General features: G+C 63.1%; 23 protein-coding genes. 17 read left to right on the forward strand and 6 right to left on the reverse strand.

The features are described 5' to 3' along the window. Positions 1–236: 236 nt before the first annotated feature. Complete coding sequence (locus tag MWN76_RS13990; RefSeq protein ID WP_250462279.1) at positions 237–1,859, reverse strand: electron transfer flavoprotein-ubiquinone oxidoreductase; 1,623 nt, start codon at positions 1,857–1,859, stop codon at positions 237–239. A gap of 387 nt (positions 1,860–2,246) precedes the next feature. Between MWN76_RS13990 and MWN76_RS13995 the strand changes: the two genes are divergently transcribed. From MWN76_RS13995 to MWN76_RS14075, 17 genes are all read left to right on the forward strand, one after another. Next, on the forward strand, positions 2,247–2,996 hold the full coding sequence (locus MWN76_RS13995; protein WP_250462121.1) for an electron transfer flavoprotein subunit beta/FixA family protein: 750 nt from the start codon (positions 2,247–2,249) through the stop codon (positions 2,994–2,996). Then, entirely contained in the window at positions 2,996–3,925 is a 930-nt protein-coding gene (locus MWN76_RS14000) for an electron transfer flavoprotein subunit alpha/FixB family protein (protein ID WP_250462122.1), read from the forward strand. The genes MWN76_RS13995 and MWN76_RS14000 overlap by 1 nt, the downstream gene beginning before the upstream one ends. A 221-nt stretch (positions 3,926–4,146) precedes the next feature. Next, entirely contained in the window at positions 4,147–4,836 is a 690-nt protein-coding gene (locus tag MWN76_RS14005; RefSeq protein WP_250462123.1) for a type II secretion system protein N, read from the forward strand. 60 nt (positions 4,837–4,896) lie between these two features. Continuing rightward, positions 4,897–6,891 carry a type II secretion system secretin GspD gene (gene gspD, locus MWN76_RS14010; protein ID WP_250462124.1) on the forward strand — a complete coding sequence of 665 codons (1,995 nt, stop codon included), beginning with the start codon at positions 4,897–4,899 and terminating at the stop codon, positions 6,889–6,891. Then, complete coding sequence (gene gspE / locus MWN76_RS14015; RefSeq protein ID WP_250462125.1) at positions 6,888–8,375, forward strand: type II secretion system ATPase GspE; 1,488 nt, start codon at positions 6,888–6,890, stop codon at positions 8,373–8,375. Before gspD ends, gspE begins: the two co-directional genes overlap by 4 nt. A 162-nt stretch (positions 8,376–8,537) precedes the next feature. Next, positions 8,538–9,755 (forward strand): type II secretion system inner membrane protein GspF, encoded by a 1,218-nt coding sequence (gene gspF, locus MWN76_RS14020; protein WP_250462126.1) that lies wholly within the window; start codon positions 8,538–8,540, stop codon positions 9,753–9,755. Positions 9,756–9,911: 156 nt separating this feature from the next. Next, positions 9,912–10,340: a type II secretion system major pseudopilin GspG gene (gene gspG, locus MWN76_RS14025; protein ID WP_250462127.1), complete on the forward strand. Its 429-nt coding sequence runs from the start codon at positions 9,912–9,914 to the stop codon at positions 10,338–10,340. Between the two features lie 21 nt (positions 10,341–10,361). Continuing rightward, entirely contained in the window at positions 10,362–10,946 is a 585-nt protein-coding gene (gene gspH / locus MWN76_RS14030; RefSeq protein ID WP_250462128.1) for a type II secretion system minor pseudopilin GspH, read from the forward strand. Beyond that, the gene (gene gspI, locus MWN76_RS14035; RefSeq protein WP_250462130.1) at positions 10,936–11,349 is read left to right on the forward strand and encodes a type II secretion system minor pseudopilin GspI; all 414 of its coding nucleotides are present in this window, start codon (positions 10,936–10,938) and stop codon (positions 11,347–11,349) included. The genes gspH and gspI overlap by 11 nt, the downstream gene beginning before the upstream one ends. Beyond that, positions 11,336–12,145: a type II secretion system minor pseudopilin GspJ gene (gene gspJ / locus MWN76_RS14040; RefSeq protein ID WP_250462132.1), complete on the forward strand. Its 810-nt coding sequence runs from the start codon at positions 11,336–11,338 to the stop codon at positions 12,143–12,145. Before gspI ends, gspJ begins: the two co-directional genes overlap by 14 nt. Further along, positions 12,145–13,131 (forward strand): type II secretion system minor pseudopilin GspK, encoded by a 987-nt coding sequence (gene gspK / locus MWN76_RS14045; RefSeq protein ID WP_250462134.1) that lies wholly within the window; start codon positions 12,145–12,147, stop codon positions 13,129–13,131. Before gspJ ends, gspK begins: the two co-directional genes overlap by 1 nt. 15 nt (positions 13,132–13,146) lie before the next feature. Next, positions 13,147–14,460 carry a type II secretion system protein GspL gene (gspL, locus tag MWN76_RS14050; protein WP_250462135.1) on the forward strand — a complete coding sequence of 438 codons (1,314 nt, stop codon included), beginning with the start codon at positions 13,147–13,149 and terminating at the stop codon, positions 14,458–14,460. A gap of 23 nt (positions 14,461–14,483) precedes the next feature. Further along, positions 14,484–14,966, forward strand: coding sequence for a type II secretion system protein GspM (gene gspM / locus MWN76_RS14055; protein ID WP_250462137.1), 483 nt, complete (start codon positions 14,484–14,486; stop codon positions 14,964–14,966). 284 nt (positions 14,967–15,250) lie between these two features. Continuing rightward, positions 15,251–15,538, forward strand: coding sequence for an acetyltransferase (locus MWN76_RS14060; RefSeq protein ID WP_250462140.1), 288 nt, complete (start codon positions 15,251–15,253; stop codon positions 15,536–15,538). Between the two features lie 109 nt (positions 15,539–15,647). Continuing rightward, the gene (locus tag MWN76_RS14065; protein ID WP_250462141.1) at positions 15,648–15,851 is read left to right on the forward strand and encodes a DUF2788 domain-containing protein; all 204 of its coding nucleotides are present in this window, start codon (positions 15,648–15,650) and stop codon (positions 15,849–15,851) included. Positions 15,852–15,890: 39 nt separating this feature from the next. Continuing rightward, positions 15,891–18,095 carry a response regulator gene (locus MWN76_RS14070; protein ID WP_250462142.1) on the forward strand — a complete coding sequence of 735 codons (2,205 nt, stop codon included), beginning with the start codon at positions 15,891–15,893 and terminating at the stop codon, positions 18,093–18,095. 237 nt (positions 18,096–18,332) lie between these two features. Next, complete coding sequence (locus MWN76_RS14075) at positions 18,333–19,136, forward strand: S1/P1 nuclease (RefSeq protein WP_250462143.1); 804 nt, start codon at positions 18,333–18,335, stop codon at positions 19,134–19,136. 83 nt (positions 19,137–19,219) lie between these two features. Here MWN76_RS14075 and arsH read toward each other — a convergent pair whose 3' ends face one another. From arsH to MWN76_RS14100, 5 genes are all read right to left on the reverse strand, one after another. Beyond that, entirely contained in the window at positions 19,220–19,954 is a 735-nt protein-coding gene (gene arsH / locus MWN76_RS14080) for an arsenical resistance protein ArsH (RefSeq protein WP_250462144.1), read from the reverse strand. Further along, positions 19,944–20,993, reverse strand: a complete 1,050-nt coding sequence (gene arsB / locus MWN76_RS14085) for an ACR3 family arsenite efflux transporter (RefSeq protein ID WP_250462145.1) — start codon at positions 20,991–20,993, stop codon at positions 19,944–19,946. The genes arsH and arsB overlap by 11 nt, the downstream gene beginning before the upstream one ends. Further along, positions 20,993–21,463: an arsenate reductase ArsC gene (locus MWN76_RS14090; protein WP_250462146.1), complete on the reverse strand. Its 471-nt coding sequence runs from the start codon at positions 21,461–21,463 to the stop codon at positions 20,993–20,995. Before MWN76_RS14090 ends, arsB begins: the two co-directional genes overlap by 1 nt. 57 nt (positions 21,464–21,520) lie before the next feature. Further along, a complete protein-coding gene (locus MWN76_RS14095) occupies positions 21,521–21,865 on the reverse strand; it encodes a metalloregulator ArsR/SmtB family transcription factor (RefSeq protein WP_250462147.1) in 345 nt (114 codons plus the stop codon). Positions 21,866–21,993: 128 nt separating this feature from the next. Beyond that, entirely contained in the window at positions 21,994–23,334 is a 1,341-nt protein-coding gene (locus MWN76_RS14100; protein WP_250462148.1) for an alginate export family protein, read from the reverse strand. Positions 23,335–23,421 lie beyond the last annotated feature (87 nt).

The following is a 23,421-nucleotide window of genomic DNA, read 5'->3' on the forward strand; positions in this document are numbered from 1 at the left end:
CAGGTGGCTCGCCGGGTCTTTCGAAGAGCGCCCCCTGTTTTCGCCAGTCGCCAAAGATTGATAAAAATTCTACAGCTGATGCGAAGGTCCTGCTGCCACTAAACTCTCTATATACGGCGTCGAACCCTCAGGCTGGTAACACGCCCATTGGGGATTCCCCGGTGCATTTTCCGACAACAAAAAAGGGCGCCCCCGGGGCGCCCTGAAAAAGCAAAGTCGTTACAACTCCAAATTGGTTACATATTCGGATAGTTGGGACCACCGCCGCCCTCCGGCGCGATCCAGACGATATTCTGGGTCGGGTCCTTGATGTCGCAGGTCTTGCAGTGCACGCAGTTCTGCGCGTTGATCTGGAAGCGCTTGCCCTCTGCATCCTCGACCACTTCGTAGACGCCGGCGGGGCAGTAGCGCTGGGCCGGCTCGTCGTAGATCGGCAGGTTGTGGTTGATCGGGATCTCGTCGTCTTTCAGCGTCAGGTGACAGGGCTGGTCTTCCTCGTGGTTGGTGTTGGAGATGAACACCGAGGACAGCTTGTCGAAGCTGAGCACGCCGTCGGGCTTCGGGTAGTCGATTTTCTTGCAGTCCGCCGCCGGTTTCAGTTGGGCGTGGTCCGCCTTGGTGTCGCGCAGGGTCCACGGCAGCTTGCCCTGGAAGATGTTGATATCGATAAACGCGTAGGCGGAGCCGAGTATGTTGCCCCACTTGTGCTGGGCCGGGCCGAAGTTGCGCTGCTTGTGCAGCTCCTTCCAAGCCCAACTGTCGCGGTATTTGCTGGTGTACTCGGTCAGCTCGTCGTTGGCGCGTTCGGCACCCAGGGCCTCCACGATGCTCTCGGCGGCGATCATGCCGGATTTCATTGCGGTGTGATTGCCCTTGATCTTGGCAAAGTTCAGGGTGCCGGCGTTATCGCCGATCAGCAGGCCGCCCGGGAAGGTCATTTTCGGCTGTGATTGCAGGCCGCCCTTGGTGATGGCGCGCGCGCCGTAAGCGACGCGCTGGCCGCCCTCCAGGTACTGCTTGATCACCGGGTGGTGCTTGTAGCGCTGGAACTCGTCGAACGGGCTCACATGGGGGTTGCTGTAGGCCAGGTCGGTGATCAGGCCGACAACCACCTGGTTATCCTCGGCGTGGTACAGGAAACCGCCGCCGTGGGAACCGCTCTCGTCCAGCGGCCAGCCGGCGGTGTGGACCACCAGGCCCTCCTGGTACTTGTCGTCGTCGACCTTCCAGATTTCCTTGATGCCGATACCGTAGTGCTGCGGGTCCGCGCCTTCGTCCAGTTTGAATTTGGAGATCAGTTGCTTGCCCAGGTGGCCGCGGCAGCCCTCGGCGAACAGGGTGTACTTGGCGTGCAGCTCCATGCCGGGCATATAGGCGTCCTTGTGCTCGCCCTTGGCGGAGACGCCCATGTCGCCGGTGGCGATGCCCTTGACCGAGCCGTCGTCGTTGTACAGCACTTCCGCAGCGGCGAAGCCGGGGAAGATCTCGACACCCAGGCTCTCGGCCTGTTCCGCCAGCCAGCGGGTCAGGTTGCCCAGGCTGATGATGTAGTTGCCCTCGTTGTGCATGGTGCTGGGCACAAAGAAGTTGGGTACTTTGGAGGCCTTCTCGGCGCTGCCCATCACATAGATGTCATCGCCCTTGACCGGGGTGTTCAGCGGTGCGCCGCGGTCTTTCCAGTCCGGGAAGAGTTCGTTCAGGGCGGTGGGCTCGAAAACGGCGCCGGACAGGATGTGGGCGCCGACCTCGGAACCTTTCTCGACCACGCAGACTTCGATGTTCTCATTGAGCTGGCGAATACGGCAGGCCGCCGCCAGGCCCGCGGGGCCTGCACCCACGATCACTACATCGTATTCCATTGATTCGCGTTCCACGGCGCTCTCCTCAGCTGGTTGCAATTGACTGTTTTACGGCCGTCAAATAGCCGCAACTTCTTATATTGGCCGCGGATTATATAGGTCATCAATCAACCCTACCAATTGCAGGAGTATTCAATTCCCGTGGCAAATGTGTTGTATTCCGGCTCGCGGGCTGGTATTCGGACTAGTCTGAATAGGCCCGCGTTATGGCCCGAAATTGATGCGCTGAATGATCCCCCGGACGGCCATTTGACTATTGATTTTGGCGTATGGAAGGGTCAACATACACGCCGTTCAAACAGGTGTTTGACCAGAACATCGTTTTCGTTCGCGATATGAGACCGTTCAGTCGCGGCTCCTGCAAAGCTGATTTAAGACGGGATTTCCATGAAAGTTCTTGTAGCTGTGAAACGCGTTGTGGACTACAACGTCAAGGTCCGCCCCAAGGCGGATGGCTCTGACGTCGATACTGCCAACGTAAAAATGTCTATCAACCCCTTCTGCGAAATTGCCGTGGAAGAGGCGGTACGCTTGAAGGAGAAAGGCGTCGTCAGCGAGATAGTCGCCGTTTCCATGGGCCCCAAGCAGAGCCAGGAGCAGATCCGTACCGCACTGGCGCTGGGCGCCGATCGCGGCATCCTGGTCGAGACCGACGACGAGCTGCAGCCTCTGGCGGTGGCCAAGTGCCTGAAGGCAATCGTCGACAAGGAAGAGCCGCAACTGGTCATCATGGGCAAGCAGTCCATTGACGGTGACAACAACCAGACCGGCCAGATGCTGGGCGCGCTGACCGGCATGGGGCAGGGTACCTTTGCCTCTGAAGTCAACGTCGACGGCGAGGCCGTCAAGGTAACCCGCGAGATCGACGGCGGCCTGCAGACGGTCGAGTTGAAACTGCCGGCCATCGTCACCACCGACCTGCGCCTGAACGAGCCGCGCTACGCCTCCCTGCCGAACATCATGAAGGCGAAGAAGAAGCCGCTGGATACCACCAACCCGGGCGAGCTGGGCGTGGACATCACCCCGCGCACCAAGACCCTGAAAGTCGAGCCGCCGGCCGAGCGCCAGGCGGGTGTCAAGGTCGCCGACGTGGCGGAACTGGTAGAGAAACTGAAGAACGAGGCGAAGGTAATCTGATGAGCATCCTGGTTATTGCGGAACACGACAACGCCGAACTGAAGGGCGCTACACTCAACACCATCGCCGCGGCCAAGGCCATCGGTGGCGATATCGATCTGCTGGTTGCCGGTGAGAGCTGCGGCGCGGTGGGCGAGGCCGCCGCCAAAGTGGACGGCGTGAGCAAGGTCCTGGTCGCCGACAATGCGGCCTATGGCCACCAGCTGGCCGAGAATGTGGCCAAACTGGTTGCCGATCTGGGCAAGGACTACAGCCATATCCTGGCTCCGGCCACGACCACCGGCAAGAACATGCTGCCGCGCGCCGCCGCGCTGCTGGATGTACAGCCGATCTCCGACATCATTGCCGTCGAGAGTGCCGACACGTTCAAACGCCCGATCTACGCCGGCAACGTGGTTGCCACGGTACAGAGCTCCGATCCCATCAAAGTGATCTCTGTGCGCACCACTGCCTTTGACGCCGTATCCACCGAGGGCGGCAGCGCTGCGGTGGAGTCTGTGGATATCGCCGACGATGCCGGTGTTTCTTCGTTTGTCGGCGAGGAACTGGCCCAGTCCGATCGCCCGGAGCTGACCTCTGCCAAGGTAGTGATCTCCGGTGGTCGCGGCATGCAGAACGGCGACAACTTTGAGATCCTGTACAAGGTGGCCGACAAGCTGGGCGCTGCGGTGGGGGCATCCCGCGCGGCAGTGGATGCCGGCTTCGTTCCCAACGATATGCAGGTGGGGCAGACCGGCAAAATCGTCGCTCCGGATCTGTACATTGCGGTGGGCATCTCCGGTGCTATCCAGCATCTGGCCGGTATGAAAGACTCCAAAGTGATCGTGGCCATCAACAAGGACGAGGAGGCGCCGATCTTCTCCGTTGCCGACTACGGCCTGGTCGCGGATCTTTTCGATGCGGTGCCGGAGCTTGAAACAAAGTTGTAAACTTTGATTAATAGACTAGAAAGTATGGAAGGGCGGCCTTGGCCGCCCTTTCTTTTGGCGCGGAAGAGGGCCTCTGGCTGCTGCGGCAGGCATTTGTGTAAAAATCATGCAGTGTCGGGCGCCAGGAATGGAACATTGCCTTTCGGAGGATGACGAAAGAGAATAGGCGTCAATAACTGATAAATTCAGTCAATCGTCGTATTGGCTATACAGGGTTACCCATGTCTGCAGTACAGCGAGTCATCAGCTCCGTGGGAGCGGTATTTTCCCGGCGCCCGGCGGGCAAGGGGATGTCGCTCGGTGCGAAAGCGTCTATCGGTGTGGTCGCCGGCTGGTTGTCCATCAATCTGCTCGCCTATGGTGCACTGCTGGTGCCGGGCGGGTCGCAGGAAGAGAGCCTGCTGGCCGAGCGCACTGCCAGTGCGGGCCCGGCCCCCGTCGAATCCCTGCCCAACACCCCTTTCTTCGGGCTGGCCAAGGTCGAGCCGAAGGAAGACAGCGAGCCGGAAGTGGACCTCGCCAATATCCCCATCACCCAACTCAATCTGGTACTGTCCGGTGTGCTCAACAACAGTACCAAGGACAAGGCCAGTGCGCTGGTGGCGGAGAAGGGCAAGCCCGCCGAGCGGATCTATGTGGGGGAGAGGCTGCCCGGGGGGGCGGAGCTCTACTCCGTTGCAGTGGACCACATAGTGCTGCGCCGCAACGGCAAGATGGAAAAACTGACGTACCCGGACCAGGATGGGCGGCCGAGTGTGGCCATGAGCCGCTATAGCAATTACGCTCGCCAGGCGATCGAGACCAGTACCAGGAGCTCGGCCAGCCGGTCCGAAAAGCAGCAGTCCATCCGCGAACGGCTGGAACAGTTGCGGGACCTGGCACGCCAGCGCCGCGCGGAGCGTCGCCAGTAAATCGAATTTATTTTTCCAAGACCATTTTTCAGTATCAAGAATAAAAGAGCCAGATAACCAATGATGAGGATGTTTTATCGAGGGCTGCTCGCAGTCGGCCTGGGTTTGTTGATAGGGACTTCAGTACTGGCTCAACCTCCGGAACGGGTGACCCTGTCGCTGGACAACGCCGATATACGCGACCTGATCAATTGGGCGGCGGATTTCACCGGCAAGAATATCGTTGTCCACCCCAATGTGAAGGGCAAGGTCACCGTCGTCGCCGGCGATCCGATGACCCACGAAGAGGCCTTCAACGTCTTCATGTCGGTACTGCAGGTGAACGGCTTCAGCCTGGTGGAGCAGGGCAACGCCTGGAAAGTGGTGCCGGATGCGCTGGCCAAACAGCAGGCGATTCCCGTGGTGGACCTCGACAGCAAGGGGGCGCATGTGCCGGCGGAATCCCTGGTGGTGCGCACGGTGCGGGTGGAGAATATCTCCGCCGCACAGTTGATTGCGATGCTGCGGCCGCTGATTCCGCAGACCGGCCACCTGGCGGCCTACGCCGATACCAACACCCTGATCATCGCCGACCGCGCCGCCAATATCGACCAGATAGTGCGCCTGGTACACCAGTTGGACCGTGCCGGCGCCATCGATATCGAGCTGGTCCCGCTGCAGTTCGCCTCGGCCAAGGATGTGAAGCAGGTGCTGAGCGAGTTGCTGCAGTCCGGCGGCAAGCAGGGTAACGATGTGCAGCCGCTGCGCATCGCCGTCGACGAGCGCTCCAACAGCGTGCTGCTGACCGGCGACCCGGTCACCCGCCAGCAGCTCAAGGATGTGATCCGCCGCCTGGACCAGCCGCTGGACGGCGACGGCAACACCGCGGTGGTCTATGTCCAGTACGCCAGCGCGGCCGACCTGAAGCCCATACTCGAGGGTATGAGCGGCAGTATCCAGAAGACGGAAAAGGACCAGCAAGCGGCCGATGTGGAGGTCAGCATTCAGGTCAATGAATCCCTGAACTCCCTGGTACTGACGGCGCCGCCGGCACTGCTGGAAACCATGAAGGGTGTTATCGCCAAGCTGGATGTGCGCCGCGCACAGGTGCTGATCGAGGCGCTGATCGTCGAGGTCACCGAGGGCACGGGGAACCAGTTGGGCATCCAGTGGATCGCCGGCGCCGATGACGACGTGGTGGCGGGCTTCAACAATAGCGCGGCGGAAGCCGAGTTGACCGACGATGACGGCAATGTGATTTCCGACGTCAACCCCTTCTCTCTCAACCCTTCCAGTCTGGTGGGCACGGGGCTGAATCTCGGTTACCTGAGCGGCACCGATATCCGCCTGGCGATCAAGGCGCTGGCGACGCAAAGCAGCTCCAACATCCTCTCCACGCCGCAGGTGATCGCGCTGGACAACGAGGAGGCGGAAATCCTCGTGGGCCAGAATGTGCCCTTCGTCACTGGCGAGCAGTTATTGTCCGGCAGCAACAACGATCCCTTCACGACCATCCAGCGGGAGGATGTGGGCACCACGCTCACGGTCAAGCCGCGGGTCAACAATAACAACTCGGTGACGCTGGAGATCGAGCAGAAGGTGGAAAATGTGCTGCCGTCCTCCGAGGGGGCCGTGGATATTGTGACCAGCAAGCGCGAGATCCGCACCAAGGTGCTGATTGACGATGGCGCCATCCTGGTACTCGGCGGCCTGATCGAGGACAAGGTGACCGAGACCAAGTCCAAGGTGCCGCTGCTGGGGGATATCCCGGGCATCGGGCGCCTGTTCCGCTCCAGCGACAAAGACGTCACCAAGACCAACCTGATGGTGTTCCTGCGCCCGAAGATCCTGAGCTCCCAGATTGCCGGCTACGAGGAAACCCGCGAGCGCTACCTGGATATGCAGGAGAAGCAGATCCGCTTGCGCGGCGATACCAGTGTAATCTGGGATTGGCACCGCGGCGGCGTGTTGCCGGACCTGACACCGCCTACCGGGACTTATGACGACAGCGCCGAGCCCGATGACGGCGCGCCGATGGAAGTGCTGGATGCCGAGGTGATCGAGGCGGAAAAATGACAGGCGGTGCGCTAGACACAAACACGGCCGTTCGGCGACTGCCCTACGCGTTTGCCAAGCGGCACCGGGTATTGCTGGTGGATGTAGACGGCAGGCCCTGCTGTCGCTACGTGGCGCCGCTGAACCCGTCGGTATTGGCGGAGGCACAGCGCCTGAGCGGCGTGCCCGTGGATATCGAGGCGGTGGAGGAGGGGGCCTTCCAGTCGGCGCTGCAGGAACTCTACGAAAACCGCGAGGGCGGCAACCTGTCCGATGTCGAGGGTCTCGGCGACGAGCTGGACTTGGCGGCGGTGGTGGACGCACTGCCGGAGACGGAAGACCTGCTGGAGCAGGAAGACGACGCCCCCATCGTCAAGCTGATCAATGCCATTTTTGCCGAATCGCTCAAGCAGGGCGCCTCGGATATTCATATCGAGACCTTTGAAAAGCGCCTGGTGGTCCGCTTCCGCGTCGACGGCGTGCTGCGCGAGGTGTTGGAGCCCCGCCGCGCCCTGGCGCCGCTGCTGGTGTCGCGGATCAAGGTGATGGCCAAGTTGGATATCGCCGAGAAGCGCGTGCCCCAGGACGGCCGTATCTCCCTGCTGATGGCCGGCCGCGAAGTGGATGTGCGGGTTTCCACCATGCCGTCCTCCGCCGGCGAGCGGGTGGTGATGCGCCTGCTGGACAAGCAGGCGGGCAAGATGGATATGGGCAAGCTGGGCATGGCCGACGGCGACCTGAAGGTGATCACCGACCTGCTGTCGCGCCCACACGGCATCCTGCTGGTCACCGGCCCCACGGGTTCCGGTAAGACGACTACTCTCTACGCCGGCCTCGCTTCCATCAACAACCGCGAAAAGAACATCCTCACTGTCGAGGACCCGGTGGAGTACAACCTGGAGGGCGTCGGCCAGACCCAGGTGAACACCAAGGCGGACATGACCTTTGCCCGCGGGCTGCGCGCGATACTGCGCCAGGATCCGGATGTGGTGATGGTGGGCGAGATCCGCGACCTGGAGACGATGCAGATTGCCATCCAGGCCTCCCTGACCGGCCACCTGGTGTTGTCTACCCTGCACACCAACACTGCGCTGGGCGCGGTGACACGGCTGGTGGATATGGGCATCGAGCCTTTCCTGCTGTCCTCGAGCCTGATCGGCGTGCTGGCCCAGCGGCTGGTGCGCGTGCTCTGCCCGGAGTGCAAGCAGCCCCACGCGGCGGACGCCAGCGAGTGCGGCCTGCTGGGCGTCGACAGCGCGACCATCTACCGCCCGGACGGCTGTGAGCACTGCAATCACAGCGGCTACGTCGGCCGCGTTGGGATCTACGAGCTGGTGCCGGTCAACGAGACCATGCGCCAGCTGATCCACGACCGCGCCTCCGAGAGCAAGCTGGTGGCCGAGGCGCGCCGGGTGTCGTCGAGTATTCGCGAGGACGGTGTGGCCAAGGTGCTGGGCGGGGTGACTTCGCTGGAGGAGGTGTTGCGTGTTACGCAGGAATCATAAAGACGGGACTCGGGACTGTTGGGAGGCTGGCTTCGGGCCCGGTGACGTTGCATGTCGCTTTGCCGGTATCGTTGCGCGGGGCATAAATTTTGATGCCTGGATGGACTCAGCTCGCGTTGCCGAGTCCCGAGTCCCGAGTCCCGAGTCCCGGGGGTTCTGACCATGGCCGCCTTCGAATACACCGCACTGGCCGACTCCGGACGCAAGAATCGCGGCACCCTGGAGGCCGATAGCGCCCGCGCCGCGCGCCAGCAGCTGCGCGCCAAGGGGCTGATTCCACTCGAGGTGGCGCCGGCGACCGAATCCTCTTCCGGCAGCGGCGGCTCGCTGCTCGCCGGCAGTCCGGGCCTCAGTGTCAAGAACCTGGCGCTGCTGACGCGACAGCTGTCGACGCTGCTGCGCGCCGGTATTCCGCTGGAGGAGGCGATGGGTGCCATCGCCAACCAGACCCGCAACCACAAGATCCGCCGCATCGTGCTGGCGGTGCGCGGCAAGGTGCTGGAAGGGCACAGCTTCGCCCAGGCCCTGGGCAGTTTTCCGCGCGCTTTTCCCAAGCTCTACCGGGCGACGGTCGAGGCCGGCGAGCACTCCGGTCACCTGGATGCGGTGCTCGAGCGCCTCGGCGACTATACAGAGGGCCAGCAGGAGTTTCGCCAGAAGGTGCAACTGGCGCTGATTTACCCCGCGGTGCTGGTGGTGATCTGTATCCTCGTGGTCACCGGCCTGATGGTGTACGTGGTGCCGGACGTGATCGAGGTTTTCACCGGAACCGGCCAGGTATTGCCGCTGGCGACGCGCATCCTGGTCGCCCTGAGCAATTTCATCTCCGCCTGGGGCTGGCTGGTGCCGCCCGCCTGTGTCGCGCTGGTGGCCACGGTCATGTTGCTGCTGCGCCGCCCGGCACTGCGCTACCGATGGCACCACCGGTTGCTGGAAATGCCGCTGATCGGCTGGCTGGTGCGCGGTGCCCAGAGCACCCGCTATGTCGGTACCCTGGCAATCCTGACCGGCAGCAGTGTGCCGCTGGTACAGGCGATGGGGATCGCCAGCGGTGTGATGAGCAACGACTTTCTCAAGGAGCGCCTGCAGCAGGCGCAGAAATCGGTGCGCGAGGGCGGCAGCCTGCGCCGCGCACTGGAGGATGTGGAGTATTTCCCGCCGATGATGATCTACATGATCGCCAGCGGCGAATCGTCCGGCACCCTGGACGAAATGCTGCACCGCGCCTCGGAGTCCCAGGAGCGCGACCTGCAGGGGGCGGTGACCGCGTTCGTGAGCCTGTTCGAACCCATCATGCTGCTGCTGATGGCCGGTATCGTACTGTTTATCGTGGTGGCCATCATGATGCCGATCATGAGTATGAACCAACTGGTAGTATAGGTTTTGGGCCGAGTGTCTGATTGAGCGAAAATCTAGTGTGATCAATGGGTTAGGCTGTGTACCTGAAGTGTTTGAAAAGGTTTGCACCGCCACGGCGATTGATCGCGGACCGATAGCAACTGCCTGGCAAGGCTGCGAATCATTGAAGGTGATGAAATGAGAAACTTACGCAAGAGCGGCGGCTTTACGTTGATCGAGATCATGGTGGTCATCGTGATTCTCGGTGTGCTGGCGGCGCTGGTGGTGCCGAATGTACTCGGGCGCACCGGCGAGGCGCGTATGAAGGCAGCGGCCGTGGACCTGCGCGCGATCGAGACGGCGCTGGACATGTACCGCATGGACAATTTCGTCTATCCCAGCTCCGACCAGGGCCTGGAGGCGCTGATCTCGAAGCCGAGCGGCTTCCCGGAGGCCAAGAACTGGAACCAGCCCTATCTGAAAAAGGCGCCAAAGGATCCGTGGGGCAATCAGTACCAGTACATCAGCCCGGGTTCCAGCGGCCCCTACGACCTGTTCAGCCTCGGATCCGACGGCAAGCCGGGCGGCGAGGGCGAAGCGTCGGACATCTTTGTCGCCGATATCTGATTTGTGCCCCGGTCGCCTGCCATGACTGTCGCACCCGCCCGCAGCCGCGGTTTTACCCTGATAGAACTGCTGGTGGTGATCGTGATCATCGCCGTGATGGCGGGCATGGCGGTGCTGGCGCTGGGTAATTCCGGCGCCCGCGCCTGGAGTGGGGAAGTCCAGCGACTGGCCAACCTGCTGCAACTGGTGGCCGACCGAGCGCTGATCGACAAGGCCCACTACGGCGTGGTGCTGCAGCCGGAGGCCTACAGTGTGGTGCGCTACGACCCATCGACCATGAAATGGCAGTCCCTCGACGACGCGTCGAGCGGCGCTTCCAGTGCCGCTGGCGCCCGTTTCGCATCCCACGAATTACCGCCGCACACGCGGCTGGAAGTGCTCAGCCAGACGGAACTCCCGATGGCCGAGGAGACCGAATTCGCGGCCGAGGAGAGCAACGACGAGGACGACCTCAAACCGCAGTTTGTGGCCCTCTCCAGCGGCGAAATCCTGCCGGTGGAGTTGGCGGTGTTCTTCCTCAGCGATGGTGATATCAGCCGCACCGCCGGCATTTCCTACAGCAGCCTGCACGGATTGCAACTCGAGTGGCAGATCGATGATCGCTAATCCCGGTTCCCCTTCCCGATACCAGCGTGGCTTCACCCTGATCGAGGTGCTGGTGGCGCTCGCCATTTTCGGCGTGATCGCCGTCAGCCTGCTCAATACCATGCAGGGCAGTGTGCGCCAGCAGGCGGTGATGGAAGAGCGGCTCAGCGCCAACCTGGTGGCGCAGCAGGCGCTGGCGGAGATACGCCTGCGCACCGGCTGGCCCCCGGTGGGGGAGAAAACCGAGCGCGTGCCCCTCGGCGCCCGCGAGTGGCAGGTGACCGCCCGGGTGGAGAACACCAGCGAGGAGCGCATGCGCCATATCACCGTCGAAGTCACCCGGCCCGACGGCGAGTACCCGGTGCTGACCCTGGATGCCTGGGCGGCGCGGGAAGAAGGGGAGGAATACAATGTGGAGCGCTGACAGGCCGGTGCGGTCGCCGGCACCGGCCCGCATTCCCGGCTCCGCCGGCGCGCGACAGCGCGGGTTCACCCTGATCGAGACGCTGGTGGTGCTGGTACTGGTCTCCATCATCAGTATCGGTTCCTTCGCCCTGCTCGACACCTTCAACAACACCGATGCGGCCCTGGAAGTGCGCGCCGAGGAGCTGCGCCGCTTCTCCATGGCCATGTACCGGATCGACGACGATCTGCGCCAGTTGACCCTGCGCCCGGTCAAGAATGCCTACAACGGCTATGAGCCGGCCCTGCGCGGCGACGCCGACGAGCTGGAGTTCACCCGCCTGGGCGCCGCCAACCTGACCGGGGAGCCCCGCGGGGAGTTGCAGCGCCTAGGCTACAGCCTCGGTTTTCCCGAAGAACAGGACGACGCCGTGAGCCGGGCGCTGGACGGCGAGGAGAGCGGTGCGCTGCTGCTGCGCAGCCGCTGGCGGGTACTCGACCGGGCACCGGATTCGGAGCCGGTGGTGGAGCCGCTGTTGATGGGCGTCGACACGCTGAACCTGCGCTATTACGACGCGGATACCGAGACCTGGCTGTCCCAGTGGCCGCCGGTGACGGCGCGCACCTCCCTGTCGCAGGTGGATACCAGCCTGCCCCGCGCGATCGAGATGGTGCTGGTCACCCGCACCGGCGGGGAACTGCGACGGGTCTTCCCGCTGCCGCGGGCGGCCGACAGTGCCGCGACTGGCGGCAGTAGTGGTGGAGACAATGATGGCGGCAATGATGGCGGCGACGATTCGCAGCGGGGAGGCCGATGATGGCCGGCTTGAATCGCCAGCGTGGCGTCGCCCTGATCACAGTGCTGCTGGTGATGGTCATCGGCATCGCCGCCGCCACCCACGCGATCATGCGCAACCGTATCGCCCTGTCGCGCACCGGCGCACTGCTGGCGAATACCCAGTTGGCGGAGTTCGTTGGCGGTGCCGAGGTCTGGGCGCGGGTGGCGCTGGAGAAAGATTTCGAGCTCGATCGCGAGCAGACACCCTCGTCGGATTCGGCGCAGGAGGCCTGGGCCCAAAAGGCGCTCGCCTTCAATCCCGACAATGGGAAAATCCGCATTAATATCAGAGACTTAAACTCGTGTTTTAATGTCAATAATCTGGCTGATGCCGGCGAAGACAGCGAGCAGCGGCAGATCTTCGAGCGCCTGGTGCGCAATGTCACCGGCCGCGCGGAACTGGCCAAGTCCATCCAGGACTGGCTGGATCCGGGCGATACCCCGATGGCGCCGGGTACCGAGGATGACGGCTACCTCGGGCTGGAGGTGGCCCACCGCACGCCGGATGTGTCGATTACCGATATCTCGGAACTGCGCTCGGTACAGGGCATGGAGACCGAGGACTGGGAGAAGCTGCGCCCCTTCCTGTGCGCGCTGCCCGAGGTGGGTACGACGATCAATGTGAATTTCGCCCCCGTGGAGCTTCTGCAGGCCGTCGACCCGCAGGCCAATGCCGGTGAGATAGTGCGTTTCCGCGAGTCCGAGGGTGTCTTCAACGAAAGTGCTCAACTCAACAGCTACGGTATCGCCGGTGGTTCGCGGCTGGTGTTCCACAGCCAGTACTACCTGGCGCGGATTGCGGTACAGCTGGGCACCGACGGCGAACACCGGCAGTATTGGGAAACGATGCTGCAACTGGACGAGACGGACGGCACTGTCAGGGTGCTGCAGCGCCAGCGCCGGACATTCTCCGGGGAGTTTATGCAGGAGTTGCTGGAATACAGCGTCTCTGATGAGAAAAGTTAAATAAATCAAGCAGTTATGAAGAAAAGCTCAACTAGCGAATCAACGGCCGGGCGCCCCCAGTCACAGCTGATACTGCTGCGACTGGTGGAGGGCGACGGCAGCGGGCCGCCCGGTGTCGAGTGCTGGAGCGATCGCGGCTGGCGCCCGGTGTCCGTGGACGACGATTTCGCCCGGGCCTTCCGGCCCGGCTGCGAACCGCCTGTGCCGCCGGAGGACGCGCTGGCGCTCAGCTTCCCGGAAGGGGCGCGGGCACTGTTGCTGGTGCCGGGCAGTTGGGTCTGGAGCGGGCTGCAGAACGTGCCCAAGGCCGTGCGGCGCCAGGGCAATGCGGTCGGCTATATGGTCGAGGAGCGCCTGGCGGAGGACGTCGAGGACCTGCACTTTGTCTGCCAGCCGCGCAGTGGCGACCAGTGTTCCGTCTACGCGGTGGCGCGGGACAAGATGGACGCGCTCTACGGCCAGATCCAGCGGCTGCAGTGGCCATTGGTGGCGGCGATCCCGGAGTTCCAGCTGCTCGACCTGATGGATGGGGGCCGCGCGCGCAGTGGCGCCCTGTGGCTCGACGGCGACCGGGCGCATATCTGGCAGGCCGCGGGCTACGGACTGTCGGTCCGCCGCCAGCACCTGCAGCCGCTGCTGGCCAGCCTGGCGGAGCCGGGCGAGGAAGGCGAGCCGCTGCCGCAGTTGCAGCTGTTCGGTGCCGGCGAGCGCGACGCCATGACGGTGGCAGAGCTGGAGTCACTGTTTGGCGACGGCCTCGAGCAACTGCCGGGGGCCGCCGAAGAAGCGCTGCTGTCGCGTTGCAGGATCGCCAGGCTGGCCAACCTGCTGAGCGGCGACTACCAGATTGAAGAGAGCAGCGACGAGCGCGACTGGTGGCACCGGCCACTGAAGCTGGCCGCCGCCTGCTTCGTCGCCCAGTTGCTGTTGTTTGCCGCCGCCGGCGGCTACTACCAGTGGCGCGCCAGTGCCGCCGAGGGCGAGGTGCGGGAGCTGTTCAGCGAGCTGTTCCCGCAGGTGACGCCGCGGGCGGATATCCGCCGGCAGGTCGAGGGCTACCTGAACCGCGCCAGCGGCGCCGGCAGCAGCTTCGGCGGCCAGATGCAGTTGCTGGCGGGGGTCTGGAGCCGCAACAAGGGCGGCGACCTGAAGCTGCAGTCGCTGCGCTTCGACGGCAACCGCGGTGAGATGGTGCTGCAACTGCAGGCGGAGAACCTGACCGACCTGGACCGGGTCGTGGGTGAGCTCTCCAGCACCCGCTTCCGCGCGGAACTGCTGGCGGCCAACGAGCTGGAAGAGGGCGTCGCCGGCCGCATCCGCCTGCGCTGAACCAATATCGACAGTAGCGAACAATGAACGAACAGATTGAACAACTGAAACAGAAATGGCAGGCACTGCCACCCAACGACCAGCGCGCCCTCGGTGGGCTGATACTGTTTCTCGGCGGCCTGTTCCTGGTCTACGGCCTGTTCATGCCGGCCAAGCATTTCTTTGATACCGCCCGCACCGAGGCGCAGGAGTCCCGGGAGCTGGTGTCCTGGATCGAGTCCCAGCGCCCGGTGCTGGAGCGGGTGCAGCCGGCCGGTGGCGGGGCGCCGGCGGGCACACTGCTGCAGCGGGTCACCGCCGCGGCCGAGCAGCACGGCATCAATATCAAGCGCTTCGAACCCGAAGGGGAAGGGCGTATCCGCCTGTGGATCGAGCGGGCGCGCTACCAGGACATGCAGCCCTGGCTGAACGGCCTGATGCAGCAGCAGATGTCGATCCGCACGGTCAATTTCGATGCGCTGCCGGACGAGGGCTATGTGTCGGCGCGCCTGACATTCGAGGGCTGATTCAACTGCGGATGCGCAGATGTCGGGGCCCCTGCGCTCGGTTCCAGGGGCGTCGGGCGGTACGGTGCGACGGCGAATCCGACCGGCTGTGGTTTATCGGTAACATTCGATAAATCTGAGAGCGTGGAAGCTGGCGAGTTCTATTTTTTCGGGTGGTGGGCTGCTAATCCGGCCTGTTTCTTCGCTTTTAGCGATTGTCTTATGGCAAATGGCACAAAATTCGTTTTTCAGATTCGATCAGAAGCTGGCGTTTAACGCCCTATACTGAGGAGTAGAAAGACGAAATGAGTGCCAAGACGATGCTGTTCAAAGAGATTTCCACCAGCCACCTGATTGAGGTAGCCGATATAGTCACTCTTTCGAATCCCTACGAGTTGACGGTGGTCGGGCGCTACCTCTGGGGTGAGGAAGTGCAGGACCCGGAAGTGTTCGACAAGACCCAGTTGCGCTTCCTGTCCGGCGAGGAGTTGCCGCGCTGCTGGCACGACAGCCGCTACCGGGACAGGGAAGTGCGTCGACTGCGCTGTGGCACCCGCGCGGGGGAGGACGGGGACTACTATCAGGGAGCCTAGCTCGCAAATTCCATATCAAGGGCCAGTTGAGCCGTACTTTGGTCATTGATATTTGATCATTGCTTATCGGTAGCTGATAATCCGCGCCAATTTCCAACCGGGCAGCCCAATGTCGTTCGAGCAGTTTGAAGAATACTCCCTCTGGTTCGGGGTCGGCGGACTTATCCTGTTCATGGTCTTTATCGTCTGGAACCTCGCCAGGGAATCCAGGGCCGGCCGGTTTGGCACCTTTATCCTGTTTATCGCGCTGGGCCTCGGGTTGCTCGGCTTTCTAATAAAAACCGTGTTGGTAGAAGTACTGGGAATAGGCTGATGGGCTCGCGCAGCCCGCAGTACTCCAGGGAAGATCTCCATGCCGATATTTGACCGCCCCGAACTCAAAGTCCAGAAAGACCGCCGCGTGTGCCGGGTGACCGACACCCGTATCGCCAAGTACAGCCGGCGCGGCATGCTCTTCTCTGTGTGTGCCTTCCTGCTCGCTGCCGCCGTCGGCGATATGCGCATGGAAGCGCCGCAGATGTTGCTGATCCTGGGCATTGGCCTGACCGTGCTGACGCTGGCGCGCGGCTACTATGTGTTCCGCTTCAGCCGCCTCTACGCCACCGGGCCGAACCGCTGGCGGCGGCGCTATTTCCTCGCCTCCACCATCGGTGCCGCCTGGTGGGGCCTGATCCTGCTGTGCCACGAATGGATTGTCGGCTTCGCGCCGGAAACCCAGTTCCTGTGGCTCTATACGGTGATCTTCTGCTCCAGCGTGACCTCGGTATTCGCCGCCTACCACCGTTTCCTGACCTGGTTTATCGGCGCCTCGCTGCTGCCCGCCGCGCTCAAGGCGTTCGTCTCCGGCGAGGTGATCGGCACCATTTACGGCGCCCTGACCATCGCCTTCGTGTGGCTCACCGCCCACCAGGCGCGGCGCGATTCGGAGAATTACTGGGACCGCCTCGCCGCCATGCAGGAGTTGCAGCAGCGCGCCAGCAGCCTCGCTGCGGCGCGCAAGCACTCGGAAGCGGCAGTGGAACTGACCAATGAATTCGTCGCCAATATCGGCCAGGAATTCCGCAGCCAGCTGTCCGACTCGCTGGGGGCACTGGCGCTGCTGGAGGCGGAGCCGCTGAACGATCGCCAGCGCGAGTGGGTGCAGCTGGCCAAGGCCGCGGGCAGCCAGCAGCTGAAGCTGGTGGACAATGTCGGCCTCTTCACCCGGGTGGCGCGCAAGGATATCCGCCTGCGCCAGGGCCAGTTCAACCTGGTCAAGACGATCGAGAAATCCTTCAAGTTTGCCGCCCGCGCGGCCCACCGCCAGCGCCTGGAATTCAACTTCCAGATCGACGACAACCTGCCGGTGATGGTCACCGGCGACAACCGCAAGACAGCGCAACTGATCCGCAACCTGGTGGATTCCGCCACCGCCATCGCGCAGGTGGGTGAACTCTGGGGGCAGGTCAGCTTCACGCCCATTACCAGCGCCGAGGGGCAACTGACCATCAGCCTCAACGACGACGGCCGCGGCGAAATCCTGCCGGACGAGAGCGAACTGTTCGGCGCCTTCTCCCGTCTCGATACCACCCAGGTGACCACCGGCCTGGGGCTGTCCATTGCCAAGGGCCTGGCGGAGGCCATGGGCGGCTACCTGCAGCTCAACTCCTCCGGCGAGGGCAACCGCTACCTGGTGGTGATCAAGTTCACCATGGAGCCGAACCAGCGTGTCTACCTGACGCCGGATCGCCGCCTGCAGGATTTCGAGGTGTTGCTGCTGCACCAGAAGGGCCTGTTCGTGGCCGGCCTGGTACAGCAACTGCGCTCGTTCGGCATGGAGGTCGATACGGTCAAGTGGAAGCCGGAATTCAGCCACGAAGTGGAGCAGGGCCTGCAGACCGCCCGGGAGCGCGGGCAACTGGTGTTGCTGGCGCCGGCGATGGACGACCGGCGGTTGCTGGACCATGTGGCCGGGTACCTGCAGCGGAGCGAAAGCGAGAACTGGCAGTTGATCTGCCTCGGCGGTTTCGGCCACAAGGCGGAGTTCACCCCGATCCTGCAGGAGTTGCCCAGCGCCCAGTACCTGCAGCGGCCGGTTACCCGCAAGGAGCTGCACGATACGCTGATCACCAAGCTTTTTGGCGGCGTCAAGAAAACCAGCCGCCGCGTCGTCTCCAGTGCCGGCGACCAGCCGCGGCAGCGGACCCTGCTGTTGATCGAGGAATCCCGGCAACACCAGGGGGTGACCGAGGAGATGCTGCAGGCACTCGGCTACCGCGTGGATGTGGCTTCCTCCGTGGTGGATGCCATCGAGCGACTGCCGGAAACCGACTACGACCTGCTGCTGGTGGACTGCCAGCAGAACACGGCTCACAGTGCGCGTATCATCGAGAGCCTGCGGCACTGGGAATCGGAGAATACCCCGGACGACCGCCTGCCGATCGTCGCCCTGACCAGCACCACCGAGGAACAGTTCGAGGGCCGCTGCCTGGCGGCCGGAATGGACGATTTCCTGACCAAGCCGCTGAACAAGGATGCGTTGGGTGAGACCCTGGAGCGGTGGTTGGGGGATTCCTGACGGTCGTGCGCCCGCACTGTAGGTTTGCCGGCTGGGGCCACATTCCTTTATTTGTTCCCTCGTTTTGCCGGAAGTGAAGGCTGTTGCCAATACGGCTTATGGAAAAGCGCCGCTTGCCCCCTGTTTGAAACCTGTTACCCCTTTATTCCTGTTTCCTGAAAGAAAAATGACAGGCGCATGTTTTTGTCACAAATTGTGCATACCATTTTGCCGGAAGTATTGATTCGGGAATCGAGTATGAAAGTATTGAAGTGTATTTTTCGACTGGCATTGCTGGTCGTGGTGTCTGCCGCCGCACCGCAGGTGTTTGCCTGGGGCGCCGACGGCCACCGGATTGTGGGGCAGGTGGCCTGGCACTACCTGGATGCGGATACGCGGCGGGAAGTGAAGCAGTTGCTGGACAGCGAGGGAGAGCCGAGCCTGGCCGAGGCGTCCACCTGGGCCGACCGCATCCGCGGTGATGAAAGCTACCAGTGGTCGGCGCCGCTGCACTATATCAACCTGCCGCGGGATTGGAGCGGCTACCGCGAATCCCGCGATTGCCCTCCGGCGGGCTGCATCCTGAAGGCGATCGAGCGCTTCAGCGGTGTGCTGGCCGATCGCCGGCGCACCGAATCGGAGCGCGCCGAGGCGCTGATGTTCCTGGCCCATTTTGTCGGCGACGTGCACCAGCCGTTGCATACCGGCCTGCGTTCCGATCGCGGGGGCAACGACATCCAGGTCACATTCTTCGGTTTCGATACCAACCTGCACTGGCTCTGGGACAGCAAGTTGCCCGCAGGCTTTGTGGGAGACTGGCACAGCTATGCGGAAAAGGCCGCAGGGGACATTGCGCCGGAACAGCGCCGGGAATGGCTGGAGAGCACGCCGGAGGACTGGACCGAGGAATCCCACCAGCTCGCGCACGAGTATGCCTACACCGGGAAGAAGGCACTGGGAGAAGATTACTATCTGCGCAGCCGCCCCGTCATAGCAGAGCGCCTGAATCGGGGCGGCGTGCGCCTGGCGGGCCTGCTTGAGCAATTGCTGAGCGGCGAATAACGCCCTCAGGCAAATGGTAGGGTGCACCGCGCGCACCGGCCCGGGCCGAGCCCGTGGCAATCCGGCCGGTGCACGTCGCCTCCCTACGCAGACTTGTCGGGATTCTGCAGCGCGCGCTGGTCGATGCGCTTGCGGAATTCCGCTTCGCTTTCCTTTCGTTCCGAATAGCGATTGACAAAGTAATCCTTTCTGTCTTTCAGCAGCAGTGTGAATTTCACCAGCTCCTCCATCACATCGACGATGCGATCGTAAAACGACGAGGGTTTCATCCGGTCGTCGTCGCCGAACTCCAGCCACGCCTTGGGGACCGACGACTGGTTGGGAATAGTGACCATACGCATCCAACGCCCCAGGATCCGCATCTGGTTGACCGCATTGAACGACTGCGAGCCGCCGCAAACCTGCATCACCGCCAGTGTTTTTCCCTGGGTCGGCCGCACGCCGCCCAGCGACAGGGGTATCCAGTCGATCTGTGCTTTCATGACGCCGGTCATGGCGCCGTGACGTTCCGGAGAGCACCAGACCATGCCGTCGGACCACGTTGCCAGTTCCCGCAGTTCCTGCACTTTCGGGTGCTGCTGGTCCGCATCGTCCGGCAGTGGCAGGCCGGAGGGATTGAACATCCGCGTCTCGGCACCGAGACACTCCAGTAGCCGGCGGGCCTCTTCGGCTGCCAGGCGGCTGAACGAGCGGGTGCGCAGCGAGCCGTACAGCAGCAGGGTTTTCGGTTTGCGTGCACCGATCGGTGCCTGCAGCTGGTCCCTGTCGATGGGATGCAGGCATTCGGAATCGATATTGGGCAGCTGGTCAGTGTTCATGGATTGCTTTCTCCTGTTCGGGGGCGGCGAACCAGTGGCGGGTGCGGTTGGCAAAGGCCACCAGGGTCAGCATTACCGGTACTTCCACCAGCACCCCCACGACCGTGGCCAGCGCGGCGCCGGAGTTGAGTCCGAACAGCGAGATGGCTACGGCCACGGCCAGTTCGAAGAAGTTGGAAGTGCCGATCATGCACGCCGGCGCAGCGATATTGTGCGGCAGCCGCATGGCTCTGGCGGCGCCGTAGGCGAGGGCGAAAATACCGTAGGTCTGGATCAGCAGCGGTATCGCGATCAGCACGATCGCAATCGGTTTAGCCGGGATGGTCCCAGCCTGGAAGCCGAACAGCAGTACCACCGTGGCCAGCAGCCCGGCGACGGACACGGGTTTCATCTTCCGGATGAAGGTTTCCAGCTGGCTGTGATCGTCGGCCCTGTCGAGCGCGCGTCGGGTCAGCAGGCCCGCCAGCAGTGGAATCAGCACATACAGCACCACCGACAGTACCAGCGTATCCCAGGGCACGGCCACATCGCTGACGCCGAGCAGGAAGGCGGCGATGGGCGCGAAGGCAAAGATCATGATGATATCGTTGGCCGAGACCTGCACCAGCGTGTAATTGGCGTCGCCGCGGGTCAGGTGGCTCCAGACAAATACCATGGCAGTGCAGGGCGCCACACCGAGCAGGATCATGCCGGCGATATATTCCGACGCCGTCTGCGGATCCACCAGGTCGGCGAAAATCACGCGGAAAAACAGCCAGCCGAGGGCGGCCATGGTAAAGGGCTTGACCAGCCAGTTGATGACCAGCGTCAATACGAGGCCCTTCGGTTTCCTGCCGATATCGCGGATGGAGGTGAAGTCCACCTGCACCATCATTGGGTAGATCATCACCCAGATAAACAGTGCCACCGGCAGGTTGACGTGGGCCACCTCCAGCGCGGCGATGGCCTGGAACACGCCCGGTGCGAGGCTGCCCAGGAGCAGCCCCGCCAGGATACACAGGCCGACCCAGACGGAGAGATAGCGTTCAAAAAATCCCATTACCGTTTCTCCTCGGCGATCTTCACCAGGACCTGTCGCAACTTCTCACCGCACAGGTTGCCGGTGTCCTCCTCCAGCAGCATGCGAATCCGCGCTTCGATGTTGTCCATGACCGAGAAGAAGGCCGCTTCGACTTCCGGTCCCTGCAGCTTTGACGGATCCGGCAGCCCCCAGTGCACCTTGACGCTGTCGCCCAGCCACAGGGGGCAGGACTCACCGGCGGCGCTGTCGCAGACCGTAATCACCGCGTCGGGGCACAGCCCCTCCAGTTCGTGCCAGGACTTGCTGCTGAGACCATCGGTCGGAATGCCGCGCGTCTGCAGGTGATGGATGGTCTGCGGATGGACTTCGCCGGCGGGCTGGCTGCCGGCACTGTAGGCCCGAACTTTTCCAGCGGAAAGGTGATTGGTGATCGCCTCCGCCAGCACGCTGCGGCAGCGGTTGTGGGTGCAGATAAACAGCAGTTTCACGGTGTCACGCTTCGTCAGTTATATATGGAAAATCGAATATCGATAGGTAAATTTTTTTCAGCTGGTCGGACAGCAGCGCCCGGGCCGGTCGGCCATGTGTTTCAGTCTGCCCAGGCTGTCCCGGAGGAAGCCCGGGTTGGATTCGGCCGTCTGCTCCAGCACCGTTCGCGCCCAGGGCGGCAGCGCCGGGTCGATGCGGTAGAAGACCCACTGTCCCTGGCGGCGATCCAGCAGCAGGCCGCAATTGCGCAACTGCGCCAGGTGCCGGGAGGTCTTGGGCTGGCTCTCCGCCAGCGCCTCCATCAGTTCGCAGACGCACAGCTCCCCCTCGCGGGCGATCAGCAGCAGGCTGCGCAGGCGCGTCTCCTCGGCGAGGCATTTGTAGAACTGGATCGGGTCCATGGCTTGGCTTCCGTATCTGGATGTCGCCAACTATATATGGTTTTCCGAATATATGAAATATCGAATATTATGGAGAAGCCTCGAGCCCGCGTAGCCCGGATGGAGCGCAGCGGAATCCGGGAATTCCGCTACAGGATGTAGGCCAGTTGGCTGTACCAGTAGAAGGTGTTGCCGCTGTCGGCGCTGGAATCATCGAACAGGTCGCCCTTGTCCAGGTAGGCGCCGCCGAATTCCGCCCGGAGTCCGGTGGTGGGCTGCAGGCGCAGGCGCGCTTCCAGCTGGTGGCCGGCAAAGCGCTCGCCGTCGCTGTTGCCGATGTTGGCGGTGGTGAGGCTGTCGCGCTCCGAGGCGAGCCACACGGCGCGGTAGCCGACAAATCCGGATACCGCGCGGTTGGCCCTGAACTGCCAGCGCACACCGGGCGACAGGATATTGCCGCGGGCAAAGGCGCCGTAGATACCGGTGGGCCCGAATTCGAACCGGCGCGCGCCGTAGAGGGTGTCGAAACGGTTGTTCTCGCCGTCGGTGGGATCGCTGTCGCCACTGGCATAATCTGCCTGCAGCACCAGGCGGGACCGCAGCGCATCGTCGAACTGGTAGCCGCCGTGCAGGTGCACAAAGCCGGCTCGGTGCAACAGCTTCTCACCGCTCGATGCGCTGGCGCGGGAGTGGCCGAACTGGTAGGCGGCCTCCACTTCGTAGTCCCACTGGTTCGCAGTCGGCGCGCGCAGCAGCCGGGTGCCGGCGGTGGCGATATTGCGGTTGCGGGTGGCGAACCCGGGCCGGTCGTCCTCCTCGAGCCCCAGCAGGTAGGCTTCCCAGTGGTTGCCGGAGTCCGGTGTGGCGGCCGCGTGCAGCCCCCAGAATTGCACCTGCGAGTGGCTTCTGTCGGTGGCGCGCCGGTTGTCTACCAGCGCCCCGCGGTCGCCCGGCAGTCGCTGTACCGGCGAGGTGTAGAAGGCCTGCCAGCGCCAGTCGCCGCGGCGCCAGTCCGCGTGCCCGCCGGTAAAGGCATTCAGGGTGTTGCGGAAGTGGTTGCGCGCCAGCAGCCGGCGGCTGCCCAGGTCCAGGGTCATGCGGCCCGCCTTGAGCGCGAAGCGGTTGTCGGCGTCGCCGCCGCGCCAGCCGATATAGGTCTGCAGCAGCTCCAGGCTGTTGACATCGTCGGTGCCCAGCGGCGTGCCTGCATCGCCGTACCAGGCGCGTGAATCCTCTAGTTCAAGGTTGCCGAACAGGTGTTCGCCCTCTGCCCGCGCACCGGCCAGTAGGCGCGACAGCAACAGTTGGTCGCTGCCATTGCCGGTGCGAAAGGGGTTGTCCAGGTTTTCAAAGCGCAGGCGGTAACTGCCGTAAAATTCCGTTTCCGGTGGGGTGTCTTCCCGGGCTGCGGCTTGGACGGTCGCGAGCAGGACAATGACCGCGCCGATCAGGGACTTGGAGGATGGCAGTGGTCTTCCGGTGATTCTCATTTTTTGGTCTCGTCAGTTCGTGTACCGCCGGGGCGGGTCCGCGCTTGTGGTTATTCGTTGTATACTGCACTATATAACGAAGGCCGG

Source organism: Microbulbifer litoralis (genome assembly GCF_023634065.1).
GTDB lineage: Bacteria > Pseudomonadota > Gammaproteobacteria > Pseudomonadales > Cellvibrionaceae > Microbulbifer > Microbulbifer litoralis.

Bases quoted from the DNA above. Each gene is read 5' to 3' on its own strand.
- MWN76_RS13990 (WP_250462279.1), bottom strand. From the start codon at position 1,859: ATGGAATACGATGTAGTGATCGTGGGTGCAGGCCCCGCGGGCCTGGCG.
- MWN76_RS13995 (WP_250462121.1), top strand. From the start codon at position 2,247: ATGAAAGTTCTTGTAGCTGTGAAACGCGTTGTGGACTACAACGTCAAG.
- MWN76_RS14000 (WP_250462122.1), top strand. From the start codon at position 2,996: ATGAGCATCCTGGTTATTGCGGAACACGACAACGCCGAACTGAAGGGC.
- MWN76_RS14005 (WP_250462123.1), top strand. From the start codon at position 4,147: ATGTCTGCAGTACAGCGAGTCATCAGCTCCGTGGGAGCGGTATTTTCC.
- gspD (WP_250462124.1), top strand. From the start codon at position 4,897: ATGATGAGGATGTTTTATCGAGGGCTGCTCGCAGTCGGCCTGGGTTTG.
- gspE (WP_250462125.1), top strand. From the start codon at position 6,888: ATGACAGGCGGTGCGCTAGACACAAACACGGCCGTTCGGCGACTGCCC.
- gspF (WP_250462126.1), top strand. From the start codon at position 8,538: ATGGCCGCCTTCGAATACACCGCACTGGCCGACTCCGGACGCAAGAAT.
- gspG (WP_250462127.1), top strand. From the start codon at position 9,912: ATGAGAAACTTACGCAAGAGCGGCGGCTTTACGTTGATCGAGATCATG.
- gspH (WP_250462128.1), top strand. From the start codon at position 10,362: ATGACTGTCGCACCCGCCCGCAGCCGCGGTTTTACCCTGATAGAACTG.
- gspI (WP_250462130.1), top strand. From the start codon at position 10,936: ATGATCGCTAATCCCGGTTCCCCTTCCCGATACCAGCGTGGCTTCACC.
- gspJ (WP_250462132.1), top strand. From the start codon at position 11,336: ATGTGGAGCGCTGACAGGCCGGTGCGGTCGCCGGCACCGGCCCGCATT.
- gspK (WP_250462134.1), top strand. From the start codon at position 12,145: ATGGCCGGCTTGAATCGCCAGCGTGGCGTCGCCCTGATCACAGTGCTG.
- gspL (WP_250462135.1), top strand. From the start codon at position 13,147: ATGAAGAAAAGCTCAACTAGCGAATCAACGGCCGGGCGCCCCCAGTCA.
- gspM (WP_250462137.1), top strand. From the start codon at position 14,484: ATGAACGAACAGATTGAACAACTGAAACAGAAATGGCAGGCACTGCCA.
- MWN76_RS14060 (WP_250462140.1), top strand. From the start codon at position 15,251: ATGAGTGCCAAGACGATGCTGTTCAAAGAGATTTCCACCAGCCACCTG.
- MWN76_RS14065 (WP_250462141.1), top strand. From the start codon at position 15,648: ATGTCGTTCGAGCAGTTTGAAGAATACTCCCTCTGGTTCGGGGTCGGC.
- MWN76_RS14070 (WP_250462142.1), top strand. From the start codon at position 15,891: ATGCCGATATTTGACCGCCCCGAACTCAAAGTCCAGAAAGACCGCCGC.
- MWN76_RS14075 (WP_250462143.1), top strand. From the start codon at position 18,333: ATGAAAGTATTGAAGTGTATTTTTCGACTGGCATTGCTGGTCGTGGTG.
- arsH (WP_250462144.1), bottom strand. From the start codon at position 19,954: ATGAACACTGACCAGCTGCCCAATATCGATTCCGAATGCCTGCATCCC.
- arsB (WP_250462145.1), bottom strand. From the start codon at position 20,993: ATGGGATTTTTTGAACGCTATCTCTCCGTCTGGGTCGGCCTGTGTATC.
- MWN76_RS14095 (WP_250462147.1), bottom strand. From the start codon at position 21,865: ATGGACCCGATCCAGTTCTACAAATGCCTCGCCGAGGAGACGCGCCTG.
- MWN76_RS14100 (WP_250462148.1), bottom strand. From the start codon at position 23,334: ATGAGAATCACCGGAAGACCACTGCCATCCTCCAAGTCCCTGATCGGC.